The 17442-nt window shown below is 42.4% G+C and carries 16 protein-coding genes; 8 read left to right on the top strand and 8 right to left on the bottom strand.

The features are described 5' to 3' along the window. Window positions 1–95: 95 nt before the first annotated feature. From IB67_RS01895 to IB67_RS01875, 5 genes are all read right to left on the bottom strand, one after another. Entirely contained in the window at window positions 96–1502 is a 1407-nt protein-coding gene (locus tag IB67_RS01895) for a glycosyltransferase (protein ID WP_498875400.1), read from the bottom strand. Then, window positions 1495–2451, bottom strand: a complete 957-nt coding sequence (locus IB67_RS01890) for a carbohydrate kinase family protein (protein ID WP_498875399.1) — start codon at window positions 2449–2451, stop codon at window positions 1495–1497. The genes IB67_RS01895 and IB67_RS01890 overlap by 8 nt, the downstream gene beginning before the upstream one ends. Window positions 2452–2496: 45 nt before the next feature. Then, the gene (locus IB67_RS01885; RefSeq protein WP_498875398.1) at window positions 2497–3342 is read right to left on the bottom strand and encodes a carbohydrate ABC transporter permease; all 846 of its coding nucleotides are present in this window, start codon (window positions 3340–3342) and stop codon (window positions 2497–2499) included. A gap of 27 nt (window positions 3343–3369) precedes the next feature. After that, the gene (locus IB67_RS01880; protein WP_339746175.1) at window positions 3370–4218 is read right to left on the bottom strand and encodes a carbohydrate ABC transporter permease; all 849 of its coding nucleotides are present in this window, start codon (window positions 4216–4218) and stop codon (window positions 3370–3372) included. Window positions 4219–4389: 171 nt separating this feature from the next. Further along, window positions 4390–5634 (bottom strand): ABC transporter substrate-binding protein, encoded by a 1245-nt coding sequence (locus tag IB67_RS01875; RefSeq protein WP_339746012.1) that lies wholly within the window; start codon window positions 5632–5634, stop codon window positions 4390–4392. Between the two features lie 302 nt (window positions 5635–5936). Between IB67_RS01875 and IB67_RS01870 the strand changes: the two genes are divergently transcribed. The 8 genes from IB67_RS01870 to IB67_RS01835 all read left to right on the top strand — a co-directional run bounded on the left by IB67_RS01870 (window position 5937) and on the right by IB67_RS01835 (window position 13442). Beyond that, window positions 5937–7157 carry a glycosyltransferase gene (locus IB67_RS01870; protein WP_339746009.1) on the top strand — a complete coding sequence of 407 codons (1221 nt, stop codon included), beginning with the start codon at window positions 5937–5939 and terminating at the stop codon, window positions 7155–7157. A 71-nt stretch (window positions 7158–7228) separates the two neighbouring features. After that, on the top strand, window positions 7229–8344 hold the full coding sequence (locus tag IB67_RS01865; RefSeq protein WP_498875397.1) for an ROK family transcriptional regulator: 1116 nt from the start codon (window positions 7229–7231) through the stop codon (window positions 8342–8344). A gap of 29 nt (window positions 8345–8373) precedes the next feature. Then, the gene (udk, locus tag IB67_RS01860; protein ID WP_339746003.1) at window positions 8374–8979 is read left to right on the top strand and encodes a uridine kinase; all 606 of its coding nucleotides are present in this window, start codon (window positions 8374–8376) and stop codon (window positions 8977–8979) included. Window positions 8980–9146: 167 nt separating this feature from the next. Continuing rightward, window positions 9147–10442, top strand: coding sequence for a tRNA (N6-isopentenyl adenosine(37)-C2)-methylthiotransferase MiaB (miaB, locus tag IB67_RS01855; protein WP_498875396.1), 1296 nt, complete (start codon window positions 9147–9149; stop codon window positions 10440–10442). A 46-nt stretch (window positions 10443–10488) separates the two neighbouring features. Continuing rightward, a complete protein-coding gene (locus tag IB67_RS01850; protein WP_498875395.1) occupies window positions 10489–11127 on the top strand; it encodes a hypothetical protein in 639 nt (212 codons plus the stop codon). An 18-nt stretch (window positions 11128–11145) separates the two neighbouring features. Next, window positions 11146–11940 carry a 16S rRNA (adenine(1518)-N(6)/adenine(1519)-N(6))-dimethyltransferase RsmA gene (rsmA, locus tag IB67_RS01845; protein ID WP_339745994.1) on the top strand — a complete coding sequence of 265 codons (795 nt, stop codon included), beginning with the start codon at window positions 11146–11148 and terminating at the stop codon, window positions 11938–11940. A gap of 25 nt (window positions 11941–11965) precedes the next feature. Further along, window positions 11966–12769 carry a Cof-type HAD-IIB family hydrolase gene (locus tag IB67_RS01840; RefSeq protein WP_072757157.1) on the top strand — a complete coding sequence of 268 codons (804 nt, stop codon included), beginning with the start codon at window positions 11966–11968 and terminating at the stop codon, window positions 12767–12769. Further along, window positions 12696–13442, top strand: coding sequence for a hypothetical protein (locus tag IB67_RS01835; RefSeq protein WP_339745990.1), 747 nt, complete (start codon window positions 12696–12698; stop codon window positions 13440–13442). Before IB67_RS01840 ends, IB67_RS01835 begins: the two co-directional genes overlap by 74 nt. 14 nt (window positions 13443–13456) lie before the next feature. On the opposite strand, the gene IB67_RS01830 is transcribed toward IB67_RS01835, so the two are convergent. The 3 genes from IB67_RS01830 to xylA are packed head-to-tail and all read right to left on the bottom strand — an operon-like array spanning window position 13457 to window position 17433. Next, window positions 13457–14599 (bottom strand): ROK family transcriptional regulator, encoded by a 1143-nt coding sequence (locus IB67_RS01830; RefSeq protein ID WP_084634268.1) that lies wholly within the window; start codon window positions 14597–14599, stop codon window positions 13457–13459. Window positions 14600–14630: 31 nt separating this feature from the next. Beyond that, on the bottom strand, window positions 14631–16127 hold the full coding sequence (gene xylB / locus IB67_RS01825) for a xylulokinase (protein ID WP_245789392.1): 1497 nt from the start codon (window positions 16125–16127) through the stop codon (window positions 14631–14633). Window positions 16128–16131: 4 nt separating this feature from the next. Beyond that, window positions 16132–17433 (bottom strand): xylose isomerase, encoded by a 1302-nt coding sequence (gene xylA, locus IB67_RS01820; RefSeq protein ID WP_072757164.1) that lies wholly within the window; start codon window positions 17431–17433, stop codon window positions 16132–16134. Window positions 17434–17442 lie beyond the last annotated feature (9 nt).

The following is a 17442-nucleotide window of genomic DNA, read 5'->3' as shown; positions in this document are numbered from 1 at the left end:
ATCCATGCTTTAATAATTCAACCAAGCTGTTGTAAAAATAAAAAGGGCAGAAAGTGTTCTGCCCTTTCTTAAAGAATATTATTCTTTTAAATACCCTATATGCACTTGATTATCTCAAAAAATCTTTTTATGTCGCCCTCATCTATCGATGTTCGTTTGTTTTCAAGAGCCTTTTGGATGTTTTCTAAATACCCGAGAGCAGTATTTTTCCAGCTGTACTTTCTTGCAGTTTCTAATGATTTTTGCGCATCGAACTGAGTTAAAGCTACATATATTTTGTGTCCGATATCGTGAGTATCTTCCGGATCTATAAGCAACCCCTCACCATTAGCGAATATTTCAGATGGACCTCCGTTCTTTGTAGCAACAACTTTAAGCCCACAGGCGGCAGCCTCGATTATTGCAAGCCCGAATGGCTCATATATCGCCGGAAGTACGAAAACAGAACCCCTCTGTGCGGTGGTTCTGTAAAGCCCTGCTAAGTTTCTTTGATCAGATATGTTCGCAAAAAATACACTAATACCTACTTCATTTCCTGCAACATTTAATATTTCCCTTAGGATCTCTGCTTCTTCGGTGCTGTGTGTGTCTACAAATTTAAAGGCATCGTCAACTCCTCGAACAACTATCAGCAAATTTGCGGAACCTCTGAGTTCTTCATTTTTCATAAACGCCTTCACGACAGCGATATGGTTCTTCTTTCTGTCCAACCTGCTCGACATGATTACAAAAGGCAATTTTTGCCTCTTTACAGGAGCTTTTGAAATGATGCTGTCTAAGTATTTCTTCACGTACTCGTCCTCTTGTTTGCTCTCAGTGTTGAATATAGAGCTATTAATCCCAGGCGGAATAACTTTGAACTTATCGCTGTACGGATCAGCATTGTAAGCTTTGTGCGAATACTGGACGTATCGTTCCTGACTTGTGCTGCAAACAACGAAAGAAGCATACTTTATAGCGAGGTTTTCTGCTAAAAGTCTTACAGAAAACCTGTACTTCTTTTCTGCTTTCTCAACAGAAATACCAGAAGATAAGATTTTATCCATCTTCCAAGCACCGAGTGAATGACCTGTAAACGAAAATGGAATACCAGATTTCTCTAAGAACAGCACTCCACTTATACCGCCATCACCGTAGTGCGTTGTCACAAAATCGGGAAATTTTCCTTCAGACTTGTAGAACTCGTATATTTTTTCAACGTAATCAGGCAAAAATTTCCATAAGTCTTCCTTCCTTAAGAATTTTTCACCACCGAAAGGTATTCTCACAATTCGCACGTTCGGCGCATCGGGATAATAATCATAGGCATCTGCGAATTCTGACCAATCCTCATCGATAATCTGCCTTGTGATTATATCAACCTCCACGCCAAGTTCACCCATCGCCTTGGCAACTTCCTTCACATATACTAACTGTCCTCCGAAATCTGGGTGTTCGGTAAGGTGGCTGTCGTTCCTGTCGAAATTGCCCTGCGGATTAAAAAAAGCGACTTTCCTAATCATATTCCAACCCCTTCTCATAATAATTCTTATCACTCAAGCCAAGTTCGTTTAGTGGCACATCCGCTCCTACAAATCCAACGATATGACCTGCTACCTTACTTCCAAGTTCACAAGCCTTGAAAAAGTCGTATCCTTTCGTTAAACCATAGTACATGCCTGCCCAAAAACCATCACCAGCACCCGTTGCATCAACAACTCTTTTTGCGGAAGGCGGTATATGAACAAGCTCTTTTCCATCAGACGCGTAAGCACCGAGCTTACCTGCGGTTAAGACAACGTATTTCACACCTAACTGATGAAATCTCTCTACATAGTATTTGACTGCGTTTTCAATAGGAGAGTTCATATCAGTTTCGTCCTTAAAAATCGCAACACAATCATCAAGCGAAGGTTTTGAATATGTTGCATACTGAAGTATACTCATAACCTTTTCGCTATCAACTTTTCCACATTCGAACAACTTATCACGGCAGTTTGGATCAAAACTTACTGATATCCCTTTTTCAGAAGCTACTTTGACAATTCTCATCGTAAGCTCGTACAAATTGCACCTCGACAGCATCCAACAGCTAAAATGCACAACCTTTACTCCTTCAAGGACCCTTTCAATTTCATCATCCGCCAATTCGAGGTATTGATCTGCACCGCGGATGACGAAAAAGTCAGGACTGCCAGGCGTTTTCTGAACGAACACCAAAGTAGTTCCGTGGATATTATCTTCTTGAACAAAAGACACATCCACCCCGGACTCTGCGAGCCTTTTCAGAATTCTTCCTCCGATCGGGTCATTTCCCACCCTCGAAAGCATCCTTGAAGGTACGCCGAGTTGTGCACTGTATCGCGCTATATTCCCCGGAGAACCACCAATCTTCAAAACAAAATTCTCAGCCTCTTGAAAAAGCTCTTCGGTAATCATATCGGCTAACAACTCACCAACGAACAATACCATCAACAATTCACCAACCTAAATTTGCTCCGTTCTGCAACCGTTTCTTTATCCTTTCACCGCACCCGAACTAAGACCGGCGATAATTCTGTTCTGGAAGATAAGTACAAGTGCTACGAGCGGCACTGTGACGATAACCGCAGCGGCCATGAGCTGTCCCCACGGTTGCTCGTACTGACTTCTACCAGCGAACATCGCTATTGCGACAGGTACTGTATAAAAGTCAGGCTTTTGCATAAAGGTGAATGCAAAGAGGAACTCATTCCAAGCGGTTATAAACGTCAAAAGCCCAGTTGCAACAAGACCCGGAGCTGACATTGGAAACACAATCTGAAAGAGAGTGCGAAGTCTTGAACAACCATCTATAGCTGCAGCTTCTTCGACCTCTTTCGGAAGGTCTCTAAAGAAATTCTGCAGTATCCACGTTGTAAGCGGGAGCGTGATAGCTACATACGGTAGTATCAAACCTTGATATGTGTTAATAAACCCAAGTCTTCTTAGAATAACGAAAAGCGAACCGAGTATAGATATCTGCGGGAACATACTCACTGCGAGAATTAAAGCCATCACGATAGCTTTTCCCCTCATGTGCAAACGTGCAATCGCGTACCCTGCAAATGAGCCAAAGATAAGCGTCGTCAGCGTCGTTATACCAGATACAACGATGCTGTTCCATATGTTTTCGTGGAATGGCCTCTCCTGGAAGACCTTCACGTAATTAGAAAATGTTGGATTTCTTGGAAGCAACGTCGGATTAGGGTCGAAGAGCTCTATATTCGGCTTAAGCGAAGAAATAAGAGCCCAGTAAAATGGGAAGATACACCAAACCAAGATAAAAATAACAGATAATATAAGCAAAAATTTCATCGTACTTCTCTTAGCTTTAGTTGTCATTTTGATCACCTCTCGAATGCAAACCAATTAATCGAGCTTAAGCTTTAAAGACTTTATATATATAATTGCGAAAATTGAAATCAGTAGGAATATAACCACAGAGAGTGCAGAACCGTAGCCGAACCATGCGCCAGTGAACGCCCTATCCATAAGCAATACCCTGTTGTAAACAGCTAATGTCTCAGTTCCGACGCTTCCGCGCGTCATTATGAACACAACATCGAATACTCTCAGAGCATCAAGCGTTCTGAATATCAAAGCAACCGCTATAGTTGAGCTCAGCATTGGCAAAGTGATCTTCGTAAATCTCTGCCACAAATTCGCTCCATCGATTCTTGCCGCCTCATACAATTCTTCTGGTATCAATTGAAGACCAGCTAAGATTAAAAGTGCCATAAACGGTGTTGTCTTCCACACGTCGACTGCTATTATTGCCCAAAGTGCAGTATCCGGCGAACCCAAAATCGGGAATCCAGGTTCAACTATACGTAACGTTTCAAGTAATTTGGTCATGATGCCACCCTGGTCGTTAAACATCCACTTCCACATCTGCGAAGAAATCGCAGTAGGAATAGCCCATGGAATAAGCATTGCAGCTCTAACTGCGCCTCTAAATTTGAATGGCTGATTAACCACGATAGCTATTAACAGTCCAAAGAGAGTTTCTAAAGCAACGGAGACGACAGTAAAAACGATAGTTGTTTTCAATGCTGCCAAGAATCTGTCATCGTGGAATAAATCAACATAATTTTTAAAACCGACAAATTTCTTCTCTATATCTGGTCTCAAACCAAATTCGTAAAAACTGTCATAGAATGTCTTAAAAAGTGGAAAAAATGCGATTACAGATATAACTAACAAAGCTGGCAGCACCATCCACCAAGCGACGACTGTTTCCCTCGTTTTGACCTTCAAAGAGATCCACCTCCCGGATTTCGAACAAAAGAACTTTTTTGAAAAACCGGGGGTATTCCCCCGGTTATATTTTATCACTCTCAAAGCCCTTTTTTGCAAGATTTTTAGGAAGATGTAGGATATGAGACTTGCTTATTTTCCAAGCACCTTGTTAAGCTCTTTTGCCATGTCTTCAATTGCTTTTTGTGGAGTTGTTTGTTTTGTGAGTGCTGCGTGCACGTATTTCTGGATTACATCGGAAATTTCGCTGTACTTTGCTGTTCTTGGTCTTGGAGCTGCGTTAATGAACATACCGTACAATTCGACCATGAATGGAGCTGCTTTCTTGAGTGCTGGATCTTTGTAGACATCCATCATCGTTGGGTTCTGGCCTGCATTGACTGCTTTGTAAAGTTGTTGATCATACCCTGTGAGGAACTTTACAAGTCTCTTTGCGGCTGCCTTTTCTTCGGGTGTTGCATTCTTGTTGATGCCGAGCATCCAACCACCGAGCGTTGCAGCTGACTTTCCAGATGGACCTGCTGGAAGTGGAGCTACGCCGACTTTACCTGCAACTTTTGATTCTTTCGGATCGTTGAGAAGAGCCCATGCGTATGGCCAGTTTCTCATAAAGACTGCTTGACCGTTCTGGAATGCCCTTCTTGCTTCTTCTTCCATGTATGTTGTGACTGCTTGTGGAGAGATTTTGTGTGTGTAAATTAAATCAACCATGAATTGGAGAGCCTTTACAGCTGCTGGGCTGTTGACTACAACATTTCCTGCGTCATCAAGAACATCTCCGCCAAAGGAAATCAAGTATTCCATGAAATCACAAACCAAACCTTCGTACCTTGCACCTTGCCATACAAATCCTTGGATGTTCTTTTCCTTCGCTGTTATTGTTTTTGCAATGTTTACAAGTTCATCCCATGTCTTTGGAGGATTCTTGAAGCCGTACTTGTCGAGTAAATCTTTTCTGTAGTAAAGCAAACCAGCATCTGTGAACCATGGAACTGCGACGATCTTTCCGCCAACTGTTGCTGCCTTAACTGTTCCGGGGAGGAATTTGCTGAGCTCAAAGTAATCCTTGTCCGCTGTTAAATCTTCGAGGTATGGTGCAAACTCTGCTGGCCAGATAACGTCAAGCATAAGTATCGTTGGTTCCTTTTCACCGGAAGCTAAGTACGTGACATAAAGGTCGTGTCTTTCCGTTGATGAGTTTGGCATTGGCATAACTGAAACTTTGATGTCCTTGTTCTGTTTCATAAATGCATCAAGCTGAGCATACAATACCTCAAGTTCCTTACCTACCGCACCCGCTGTCATTGTTATGGTTACTCTCGAAAACGCTACCACAGACAGTACCAATAGTAAAGCTACCAATAAAAACTTCTTCATACGTACACCTCCCAAAATGTGATGTGGGTAAATTCGAAATTCAAACTCAGTATATCATAGCCAATCTTGAATAACAAAATATTGCTTTTGTGAGAACGAAAAAACATTCACAAGATTATAAAAGATTGGTATCTCTATAGATAGTTATAAGAATTTTTTTATCAATTTTCATCAAAATTAACCATCGATAATTTATACAAACGTGCGGTAAAATAAGATGAAAATAATATTCGAATTTCGAATATAACATGGAATATTGAAATAATTTCCAATCTAATCACAAACAGAAGGAGGTAAGGTATATGACGGTAGAACTACCTGTCAAAAGACTTTCTAACTATAGCGTTTTTGCGAAAGAGGATGTTGAAGCAATATTCGAACTTGGAAAAGAACTCAAAGGGCTCAAAGTTGTGCACGTAAACGCTACCGCATACGGCGGTGGGGTCGCCGAACTGCTCATGACAATTGTTCCTTTGATGAGAGATGCAGGATTAGACGCTACTTGGGAAGTCTTGGAAGCACCTATGGAATTTTTCAACGTCACGAAGAAGCTGCACAACACATTGCAGGGCGCGGATATCGAAATAACCGATGAAGAGTGGGCGCTATATGAAAAAATCAACGAAGAAAACGCTAAGAAGCTCAATCTTGACGCGGACGTGGTAATCATCCACGACCCACAGCCGGCATATATACCGATTTACAGACATTCTTCGAATACAAAATACATCTGGCGCTGTCACATTGACACAAGCACGCCTAATCTGAAGGTATGGGACAGGCTCACATCTAAAATGACCATTTACAAGAAAGCGCTCTTCCACATAATGGACTATGTAAGAGCTCCATTTGATAAGATAGCAGTGGAGTTTCCACCAAGCATTGACCCACTCAGCCCGAAAAATAGAGAGATGAGCCATGGAGAGATGATGGAGGTTGCTGACAGGTACAACATCAACACATCTAAACCACTCATCACTGTCGTTGCAAGGTTCGACCCATGGAAGGATCTCTTCTCATCCATCGACGTTTACAGAAAAGTTAAAGAAAAACACGATGTCCAGCTTGCAATCGTGTCTGCAATGGCAAAAGACGATCCAGAAGGATGGTTGTTCTTCGAGGATGTTCTCAGGTACGCTGGTACGGATAAAGATATACTCTTCTTAACTGACCTCAAAGGCGTGAGCCATCTTGAAGTCAACGCCATCCAAAGGCTCTCAACCATTGGCTTGCACACAGCAACGAGGGAGGGCTTTGGACTTGTAATCAGCGAAATGATGTGGAAAGAACATCCAGTCGTTGCAAGACCAGTTGGCGGAGTGAAAATACAGATAGATGACGGTGTCAACGGATACCTCAGAACCGAAGTGAACGACTTGGCAGACGCCATTTCAGAACTTTTGGAAAATAAAACAAAACTTGACGAATTTGGAAAGAAAGCGAAAGAAAAGGTCAGAAGAACATATCTGTCAACTGCCCACGTGAGGAGGTATTTGGAAGTTATAAAGTCTGTTGTTAAATGAAAAATATGATGTATAATAACCACAGCAGAAAATGAAGCAAAGCTTGTTCGAAACATATTGGAGGTATTTTATTGAAAAACGAAGCCAAGATACTGCTGCAAATCTTGAGACACAAGAAGATAAGGCGCAAAGAGCTTGAGAAAATAATAGGTGTTAACCCCTCCACTATGACTTACCTGCTCGACAAATTGCAAGGCTATATAGATATTGAGGAGGAGCTCCCTACTATAGGGAAGCCTCCTCAATTTGTTTCAATATCCAAAAACGCTTGGACTATACTTGCCGTCAGCGTAGGTAGAGAAAAGATTCGAGCAGTTGTCTACAATGGAAAAGGTGAAGAACTCGAAAGTGCTGAATATAGAGTTAAGAGTGAACACTTGAACAATGAAGCAATGAGTGAATTGCTAAAGAGAACAATAGAGAAATTCTACGACTTCGACAGTGTAGGCATCGCATTTTCTGGAAACGTTGTGGATGGAAAAGTGGAATCGCGGATACTAAAATTGAAGAATTACGACCCGGTTAAGTCACTGAAATTAAAATCACTTGGCATACCGTATGTTATAATCTCAGACGTAGAAGCCATCGCAGCGTACGAATCAAAAACCTCAGGCAAGGAAAGAGTCTTTGTTCTGAATTACGGAACAGGTATAGGTGCTTGTTACTACGAATATCATGCGCTCTTCAGCCGCGACGAGTTCAAAAACATACCGCTTGGCCACCTGTACTACGGCGGAAATGAAAAGTGCTATTGCGGAGCGGTCGGTTGTCTTGAAACTGTTGCTTCTGACTACGCTGTATTCAAAAAATTCACAAAGGAAGGCATTCGCTTCGTTGACTTCATCGAACACGAAGAAGATTACTGGAGTGAATTGAAAAAGATAAGAAGCATCACCAAAAATGGTGACGAAAACGCGATAGCAATTTATAGGAATCTATATAAAGAGGTTGTTGAAAAATTAGCATACGTGCTCGGCAACGCATCGATGCTTTTGGAAGTAGACGAAATTGCAATCTACGGAGAAGGCAGTTCTCCTCTTCTGGCTGAAGCGTTAGAAGAGAAGATTAATAGCCTTTCACCGAACTTCAACGTATCAGTAAGGCATGGTAGTGTTTCAGACGCTGTTGAAAGAGGCATATCCTTAGAAGCAGCGGTCAATCTCGTTAGACGGAAATTCTCAAAATAGAGAATGTGAAAGAATTTGGAGGTTTTGTTATGTACATCATCTTGGTCGGTGGCGGTACTGGTTCTGGTAAGACGACAGTTGCAAAACGCATAATGGAATCGATAGGTTCTGACAAATGCGTAATGCTCCCTATGGATAATTACTACAAAGACATGTCGCACCTTCCGTTGGAAGAAAGAAAAAAATACAACTACGACCACCCGGACATGATCGAGCATACGCTCATCGTAAAGCACGTAAAAGAACTGCTGACAGGCAAGTCAGTGGACCTTCCGGACTACGACTTCGCACAGTACACAAGAACGGAAAATAGTATCAAAATCGATCCGAAACCCATTTTACTAATCGAGGGTATCTTCGCACTTTATTACGACGAACTACGTGCACTTGCAGACCTCAAAATATACGTCGACACCGAGGGCGATGAGAGATTCATCAGAAGATTGCAAAGAGATATCTTCGAAAGGGGAAGAACGATAGAATCCGTAATCAACCAATACTTGAACACCGTAAAACCCATGCACGATGCTTACGTTGAACCTACGAAGAAACATGCAGACATAATAATTCCACGCGGTGGTTACAACGACAAAGCGATTGAGGTAGTCGTCGAGTACATACAAAATCTCATCTGATATATAAACTAACGAAAACGAATGTGGGCAGGTTACCCTGCCCACTTTTTTCTTTAATTTATCTATTCTTATTAATCTCTTAACTTGGTAAATCATTGAAATTCGTTCGCAATTAGGCTATAATTACTTTGATAAATTGGGAGAAGTATAACGCGAGGAGGTCTTGCATGAAAGTACATATCTTCACCTACGGTTGCCAGATGAACGAAAACGACACGGAAATCGCAAAGCAATTGCTTCTAAATGAAGGTTTTGAAATAACAGACAGCGAAGACGACGCCGATGTTGTTATCCTCAATACATGTGCGGTTAGGAAGAAATCGGAAGAAAAGGTATATAGCCACATAGGCAAACTGAAGAAGAAGGGCAAGAAAATAGGAATAATGGGATGCGTTGCGGAGAAGGAAAAGGAAAACCTCTTCAAAAGAGGCGTTTCTTTCGTTCTCGGAACGCGCGCATTGGCTGAGATTCCGCAGGCAGTCCAAAATGCTAAGAATGGTAGTAGACACGCATACTTTGACGATACGTTGAGCGAAATAGAGTACCACAAAGTCGAAACGAGGAGCTCAAAACACCACGCGTGGATAACAATAATCTATGGCTGTGATAGATTCTGCACTTATTGTATAGTCCCATACACAAGAAGCAGGGAAAAATCAAGAACGTTAGAGAGTGTTTTGACAGAAGTTCGAGCACTGGTAGATAAGGGATACAAAGAATTCACATTCCTTGGCCAAAACGTAGATGCTTACGGAAAAGATTTGGGCGATGGAACATCACTTGCCAAATTGTTGAGAGAGGCTTCAAAGATAGAACGTATTAAAAGACTCTGGTTCCTCACATCATACCCGACGGACTTTTCACTCGAAATACCACAAGCCATGCTTGAGAGCGAAAAAATAGCAAGGTCAGTGCACTTGCCAGTCCAACACGGCAGCAACAAGATACTTAAGGCAATGAACAGGAGATACACCAGAGAAGAATACATACAACTTATCCAGGATATAAGGAAAATAGTTCCTGATGCCTCAATTTCGAGTGATATAATTGTAGGATTTCCGGGAGAAACCGACGAAGACTTCGAAGACACTGTTAACCTTGTGAAAGAACTAAAATTCGAAAGGCTCAACCTCGCAGTCTACTCTCCACGCGAGGGCACGGTTGCGTGGAAGTACTACAAAGACGATGTACCTTACAAAACAAAAGTTAGAAGGATGTCTTACCTTCTAAACTTGCAAAAATTCATCAACAAAGAGCTCAATGAGGCGTACAAAGATAAAACGGTGGAAGTGATTGTAGAAGCCCAAGCAAAGAACGGGCTTTTCTACGGACGAGATATCAGGAATAAAATCATCTCATTCGAAGGAAGTAATGAACTGATAGGGAAAAGTGTATTAGTGAAGGTAAACAAGATAACCGCAGGTCCTCTGTACGGCACTATCGAAAAAGTTTTGGATTTCTAAGCATTTTCTAAGTTTGTTGGTGTATCATATCTGCGGAGGTGGTAATATGCGAAAATACATCTTAAAACTCTTCCTACTACTGAACGTTCTCTTAGTTACTTCCGTATTCTTCGGTGCAGAATACGTTGCCCGCATCGGCGAAATGGAGCTTGGCAGAATCAAGACCCAGCTAACGAAGAATGGATGGGTAAGCGTCAGCGAGATACAGTACGGTGAAACGTACTTAGTTGAGACGCGGACACTTTACGGTGCGAACGGAATGTTCCAAATCTACGAAGCTACTTTCAAAACAGGCGGAGAAATAGTTGCGAAGATAATCGCAACACAAAAGATGATGAGAACCACAATAACACTTTACGCTTACTACGACCCGAAGAACCCATCGGTCAAAACTTTCAACTTCTCAGAGCCTAATCTAGTGATTCTCGACAACAACTTCATCATACCACACTTCGAGATGATGTTGAGAATGCCACATCCAAAATTCCAGATTCTCATACCGCAGGCTCTCTTCAATCCATCGAAAACTGAGAAGGCTTCGGGCATCGCTGAACTCAAACGGTTGGAAAAAGATATTTACGTGCTGAGCTACGAAGGTACTGATATAAAGATAATAACTGATAAAGATGGCATAGTGAAGATGGAATATTCCAACGGCATCACTGTTGAAAGGGTGAAGAAATAACTGAAAACATCTGACTACTTGAAAAAGTACGGAGTAACGCTTAAAAAATCGCTCGGGCAAAACTTCTTGTCGAACGAAACATTCGCCGAAAAGATCGTTCAGCTGTCGGAAATCGAGAAAACGGATACCGTCCTTGAAATAGGAGCTGGAGCTGGAACATTAACGGTTGCACTTGCACAAACAGGTGCAACTATTTTTGCTATTGAAATAGATGAGAGGATGCGACCAATACTCCAAGAAAGATTACTCACATACGAAAACGTCCACCTCATATTTTCAGACTTTCTCGCGTTAGATACATCTTTCTTGCCTGATGGCTATAAATGCGTCTCGAACATCCCGTACTACATTACAGCGCCGATACTCAAAAAATTACTCTTCACAAATTTCAAATCCCTCACAATCATGATGCAAAAAGAAGTTGGCGAGAGATTGCTTGAAAAACCCGGTAGCTCAAACCGCGGATTTCTAACTGTCGTGCTCCAAACCGTCGCAAACGTACAAAAGGTGCTTACAGTTCCAAAGAGCGCTTTTGTGCCGAATCCAGATGTCGACAGCGTTGTACTGAAAATGACAAGAAAAGAACAGTTACCATTTTCAGACAATTATGAACTTGAATCTTACTGGAATTTAGTTTCGAACGCATTCTCTCAGAAAAGAAAGACAATCTACAATAATCTAAAGACGTTTATTGACGATAAACAAAAGATAGAGGAAATACTCTTAAAAGCAGGTGTTCAGCCGAACGAAAGACCGGAAGGACTGACTGAAGAACAGTTCGTAGCGCTGTGGAGAGAATGGAAAAGAATATAGGTGAAAATTTTTGGAGGGAAGCAGATTGAAAAGAACATTTGTCTTCGACTTAGACGGCACAGTGCTGAATTCAAAGAACGAATTTCCTCAAGAAACGAAGCGAATAGTTTTGAACATACTGGAAAACGGGGATAATGTTGTATTCGCAACTGGAAGAATGCACATCTCCGCAAAAAAACTCTTAGAAAACGTATTTGGAAAAGACATTTTCCCCATAATCTCATACAACGGAGCAGTAATATATCTTCCTGAAAAGGGATTTATATTTGAAAAAACGCTCGACATGGAAACCTCATACAGAGTCATCGATTTTCTCAGAGAAAGAAACACTCACGTTCAAACCTACGTTGATGACCTGCTGTACAGCGAAAAGGACGATGACGAAATAAAGCTCTACTCAAAACACGCGGATGTACCGTATTACGTGGTCGACGATTTGAAAGCTCTTCCACACCCTCCGATCAAAATATTGGCAGTTGGCGAGGCTGAGAAGCTTGACTTGATGATAGAACCACTGAAATCGATAGTCGATGGCAGAGCAAACGTATTCAAGAGCTTTTCCATATTCCTCGACATAGTACCGTCCGATGCTAACAAAGGTATAGCTTTGCAATTCTTGGCTGAGCATCTCAATTTCGATTTGTCGAAAACAATAGTCTTTGGTGACAATGAAAACGACATATACATGTTCAACGTAGCGGGCATGAAGATAGCGGTTGAAAATGCAGTTGAAAAATTGAAAGAGGTGGCTGATTTTGTCAGCAAGTCGAATGAAGAGAACGGTGTTCTTCACGCTTTTAATACTCTTTTCCCTGAGTATACACGGTAGGAATTTCCTGTGTACAAATAGATTGGAAGATTTCCTGAAAGACGTGAGCCTACTCACGCTCGGAAGTCTCGGGAACACTTCGTTAGCCCAAGAAGTTGGGCAGTATGTAGGAAGTGTTGCAAAACAAGATGGTTACAGCTACTATCTTATTGGACCACTCGACACACTGAGTGTTGATGACAACGACTATTTCTACCGAGTGAATAAATCGCCATTCATAACCGCTGACATATACGAAAAATTCGCAACTGGGCTTGGCAACGCAGGGATAATACCCGTATTCGACGGCAGAGGGAAAATCGACACAAACCTCGTCTCTTCCTTGGTAACACGAAAACTCACATATCCCGTCCTTGTCGAAGACGAAGGAAAGGCGAATTTGTTGCGCGCATTGGGATACAAGGCGGTATTCATTGTCGAAGAAAACGGCGAGTACAAATTTCTCAATAGTATTCCCGTGAGCTTGTACTGGAAAATCCCTGTTCAGAACCCTGAAGAGCTCCGGAAAAAAGTGTTACTGAACTCAATAATATACCTTGGACCGGGCGAGGTACAAATCAGAAAATCGTTCGTAACGTCCGGCGTTGTTGTCTTTTCAGATGAGGAATTTGTAATCTCAGAAGCTAAAAAGGCACTTGAAAAAAGAACAGCACCCGGTAGGGTGCCGTGGTGAATTAGTTTTTCTCGTTATCTTATATTGTCTATAACATACTCTATCGCACAGATGCTTGCACCGACTAAGTTTGAGCTGATATCTCGAAAGATGGAAGGCATGATGATGACTTTGGACGCAGCAGGTTTCAAAGCCTTCTTCCTGACAACAGAAATCAACTGCCGATAGAAATACTCAGGCATTCCTATAATCTCCCCGCCGAGTACTATAGCTTCTGCATTCACCGCGTTGATGATATTCACTATACCCTCACCAAGATTAGTAGCCATGTCGAGCAATATCTGTCTTGCTTCAGGCATCTTTGACAAGCTCTTAAAATCGGTGATTTGATGGTTTTTCAGTTCTTTTCTTGCTCTTCCCAAAGCGTATCTGATGGACGAGTACAGCTCCCAGCAGCCTGTCTTCCCGCAGTGGCAGGATTTATCGGAGTTAATATCCATCGTCATGTGTCCAAACTCGCCAGCCGAAAAGAACTTACCTCGGAAGAGCTTGCCGTTCAGCATAACCCCAGTACCTACACCTTCTCTTACCAGAACGAAGACTATGTCGTTCACATTGGACAAAGCCTTCGAATAATACTTTTCAGCGAGGACCGAAAGATTCGCCTCGTTGTCCGCCATTATCGGCACTTCGATATCCAAGTACTTACCAATCTCTACATCACGCCATTCCAAATTAGGCGCGGTAATTATTATACCCTTATCTGTATCGACGATACCTGGAATAGAAAGTACGACAAGCGATATATCGAACAGCTTCTTCAAATTGTGATAGTAATACTTCACTTTCTCAAAGAATTTTGAATAATCCTTTGGTGTCTTGAAAGTTTCAATAACCTTTATCGTTCCGTCGTAAAACCCGAGCGCAGCTGTTGAGTACGTAACGCCGACATCGAAGAGCAGGGCGATATGATAATCAGGATTTACCTTAAGCGATATCTTCTTTCTACCTGGAGAATCGCTCACCATAACACCCGCTTCGAAGATATGCCCTTCGGCTATGAGCTCGTTGACCAGCCTTGTGACACTGCTTGCCTTCAAGCCGGTCACTTCTGAGATGTCGTTCCTCGATATCGGCTTTCTTCTATGAAGGAGTCTCAGGATGATCTTCTTGTTCAGGATCTTTATATTACTGCTGTCGTACTTGCTGATCGACAAAGGTTATCACCTCGTTGTGTTTTCTGTTAGGTTATTCGTATGATCTTGCCACACTTTCGAACGCACCTTTCAATGAATGATAAAGCGATTTGAAAATCTCATAATTGCGCTCGTAAATCTCGTGCCTCTCCTTGTTAGGTTCTGTGCTATCTGTAATAGAAATCCACTCCTTAGCTACCTTATCGGGCGCATTCCCACTTACAGCTGAGTACGCAAGAATAGCCGCACCGTAAGCTCCGCCTTCTTTACTTGAAACTTTAACGAGTCTTTTTCCAATAACATCAGCGATTATCTGCGTCCAGACCTTGCTCTTTGACCCACCGCCCGTAATCCTAAACTCTTTTACGTTCGCTGATGGTATATGCACGTAGCAATCTTTCAATCCGTACGCAACGCCTTCATATATAGCTTTGTAAATCTCAAAACGGTTGTGCGCCGAACTCAAGCCGAAGAGCACACCCCTTGCATTTGGGTCTCTGTGCGGTGTGCGTTCCCCGTTAAGGTATGGCAAAAAGAAAAGGCCACGCGCCCCGGCGGGCACTCTATCAACCTCACTATTAATAATATCATAATCTCTGAAATCTGTGATATCGTTGAACCAGTCTAAGGAATTCGTAGCAGACAGCATAACTCCCATGTAGTAATTGACACCATCGACTACGTGTGCAAAGACGTGAACCCTACCTTCTTCATCCGGCTTTGCCGTAGGTGTTGGAACAAGCACAGTTCCAGAAGTTCCAACACTCACCATCGCCGTATCATAATCCGTAACACCTACACCCAGCGCTGCACAAGCGTTGTCTGCACCACCTGGCACTACTATAATCTCTTCATCCAACCCCAACTCATAGGCTGTTTCAGGCGTAATCTTGCCAACGATACTGTTTGATTTCTTGATTTCAGGAAGCTGTTCTACTTTTAAGTTAAGAATCTCCAAAATCTCATTATTCCATTCCCTTTTTCTTATATCGTATATCGCCGTTCCGGAGGCATCGGAATGCTCAGTTGAATACACATTCGTCAATTTGAAATTTATAAAATCCTTCGGAAGCATGAACATGTGTGATTTTGTAAAAACCTCCGGGTAATTTCTCGAGAGCCACAATATCTTCCCAGCTGTGAATCCTGTCAATATAGGGTTGCCTGTAATCTCTATAGCCTTGTGCTCCCCGCCAAGCTTTTGTGTTATCTCATCGCACTCTTTACCTGTTCTCTGATCGCACCAGAGTATCGAATTAAAGAGCGGCTCGCCCGATTTATCCACCGCAACGAGGCTGTGCATCTGCCCACTTGTGGAAATCGCACTGATTCTAATGCCGTGCTCTCTGGCATATGTCGAGAGGCTTTTCAATACAACCTTAACACCATTCCACCACTCGTTCGGATCTTCTTCTGCCCAACCTGGTTTTGGAGATATCAGCTTCAGAGGGTAATCTGATTTAGTCAATATATTACCGTCTTCATCTACCAAGATTCCCTTAATTGCGGTGGTGCCGACATCAAGCCCAACGACGCATATCTTGCTCACAGTATTACCTCCCGCCGAATATGACATCGTTAATTACCATCTCAAGCAATTCTTGCTTGAGAGATTTGACTCTCACATCGGTTAAATCCTCAACGTAGGAAGACAGCTCATCAAGAGTTGTTTTGCCTTCCAGAATCTTCATTCCGATTTCAGAATTATACTCCGAATACCTCTCTTCTATCATCGGTTTTACCTTTTCTCTCAATTTCACTGCAAGCTTTAAACCGAGTGCAAACGCATCCATGCTGCTAACGTGTGCGTAAACGATGTCTTCCGGATCAATGGAAGCGCGCCTTACCTTTGCATCGAAATTGAATCCGCAATCCAAACCGTTGTTTTCAAGAACTTCATACATTGCAAAAGTTGTTTCGTACACATCAGTTGGGAACTGATCTGTATCCCAGCCAAGCAGCAAATCTCCGCGGTTAGCATCTATACTGCCGAGTTTCCCATTCAGCCTTGCAACTCTAAGTTCATGGGCAAAAGTATGCCCTGCAAGTGTTGCGTGGTTAGCCTCTATGTTCAGCTTGAAATGCTCGAACAAATTGTGCTTTTTCAAGAAATACAGAACAGTTGATGCATCGAAATCGTACTGGTGCTTTGTCGGTTCTTTCGGCTTTGGTTCTATCATAAGAACTCCATTGAATCCTATCCTTTCTTTATACTCAACAACCATCTCCAAGAACCTTGCAAACAGCTTTTCCTCTAACGCACTATCTGTAAGCAACAAATTGTCGTACCCTTCTCTGCCGCCCCACAGAACATATCCAAGACCTCCCAATTCCTTTGTCACATCGAGCATCTTTTTCACCTGACTTGCTGCATACGAAAATACAAGAGGATTTGGCGAAGTTGCTGCTCCCTGCGCATAGCGTGGATGCGAGAAAAGATTCGCAGTACCCCACAACAACTTTACGTTGCTCGATTTCATATATTCTTTTATCTTCTCAACGACCTTGTCGAGAATCTTGTTAGATTCTCTTAGAGTTAAACCTTCGTGCGCCAAGTCCCTATCGTGAAACGTGAAATACTCGACGCCCGTCTTTTCGCAGAACTCGAACAAGGCATCTACCTTTGCAAACGCAGTGTCCATCGGATCTTTCTTAAACCAGGGTCTTTCAAACGTTGCAGAACCGAATGGGTCTTCTCCCCTGCTGTTGAATGTATGCCAATAAGCGACTGCGAACCTGAACCAATCTCTCATCTTCTTGCCAGCGATTTCTTCCTCTGGATTGTAAAATTTGTAAGCTAAAAGATTCTTTGAACTTGGACCTTCGTAGACAACTTTTTCAACATTGAAGTACATACACTTCAC

Source organism: Fervidobacterium riparium, from assembly GCF_025370035.1.
In the GTDB taxonomy this organism is placed as follows: domain Bacteria; phylum Thermotogota; class Thermotogae; order Thermotogales; family Fervidobacteriaceae; genus Fervidobacterium; species Fervidobacterium gondwanense.
Note: the sequence above shows the minus strand (reverse complement) of the source record. Positions and strands in the feature narration are given on the sequence as shown.

What these genes read in the sequence shown, in the direction of transcription:
- IB67_RS01895 (WP_498875400.1), bottom strand. Translation starts at nt 1,502, where the DNA reads ATGATTAGGAAAGTCGCTTTTTTTAATCCGCAGGGCAATTTCGACAGG.
- IB67_RS01890 (WP_498875399.1), bottom strand. Translation starts at nt 2,451, where the DNA reads ATGGTATTGTTCGTTGGTGAGTTGTTAGCCGATATGATTACCGAAGAG.
- IB67_RS01885 (WP_498875398.1), bottom strand. Translation starts at nt 3,342, where the DNA reads ATGACAACTAAAGCTAAGAGAAGTACGATGAAATTTTTGCTTATATTA.
- IB67_RS01880 (WP_339746175.1), bottom strand. Translation starts at nt 4,218, where the DNA reads ATGGTGCTGCCAGCTTTGTTAGTTATATCTGTAATCGCATTTTTTCCA.
- IB67_RS01875 (WP_339746012.1), bottom strand. Translation starts at nt 5,634, where the DNA reads ATGAAGAAGTTTTTATTGGTAGCTTTACTATTGGTACTGTCTGTGGTA.
- IB67_RS01870 (WP_339746009.1), top strand. Translation starts at nt 5,937, where the DNA reads ATGACGGTAGAACTACCTGTCAAAAGACTTTCTAACTATAGCGTTTTT.
- udk (WP_339746003.1), top strand. Translation starts at nt 8,374, where the DNA reads ATGTACATCATCTTGGTCGGTGGCGGTACTGGTTCTGGTAAGACGACA.
- miaB (WP_498875396.1), top strand. Translation starts at nt 9,147, where the DNA reads ATGAAAGTACATATCTTCACCTACGGTTGCCAGATGAACGAAAACGAC.
- IB67_RS01850 (WP_498875395.1), top strand. Translation starts at nt 10,489, where the DNA reads ATGCGAAAATACATCTTAAAACTCTTCCTACTACTGAACGTTCTCTTA.
- xylA (WP_072757164.1), bottom strand. Translation starts at nt 17,433, where the DNA reads ATGTACTTCAATGTTGAAAAAGTTGTCTACGAAGGTCCAAGTTCAAAG.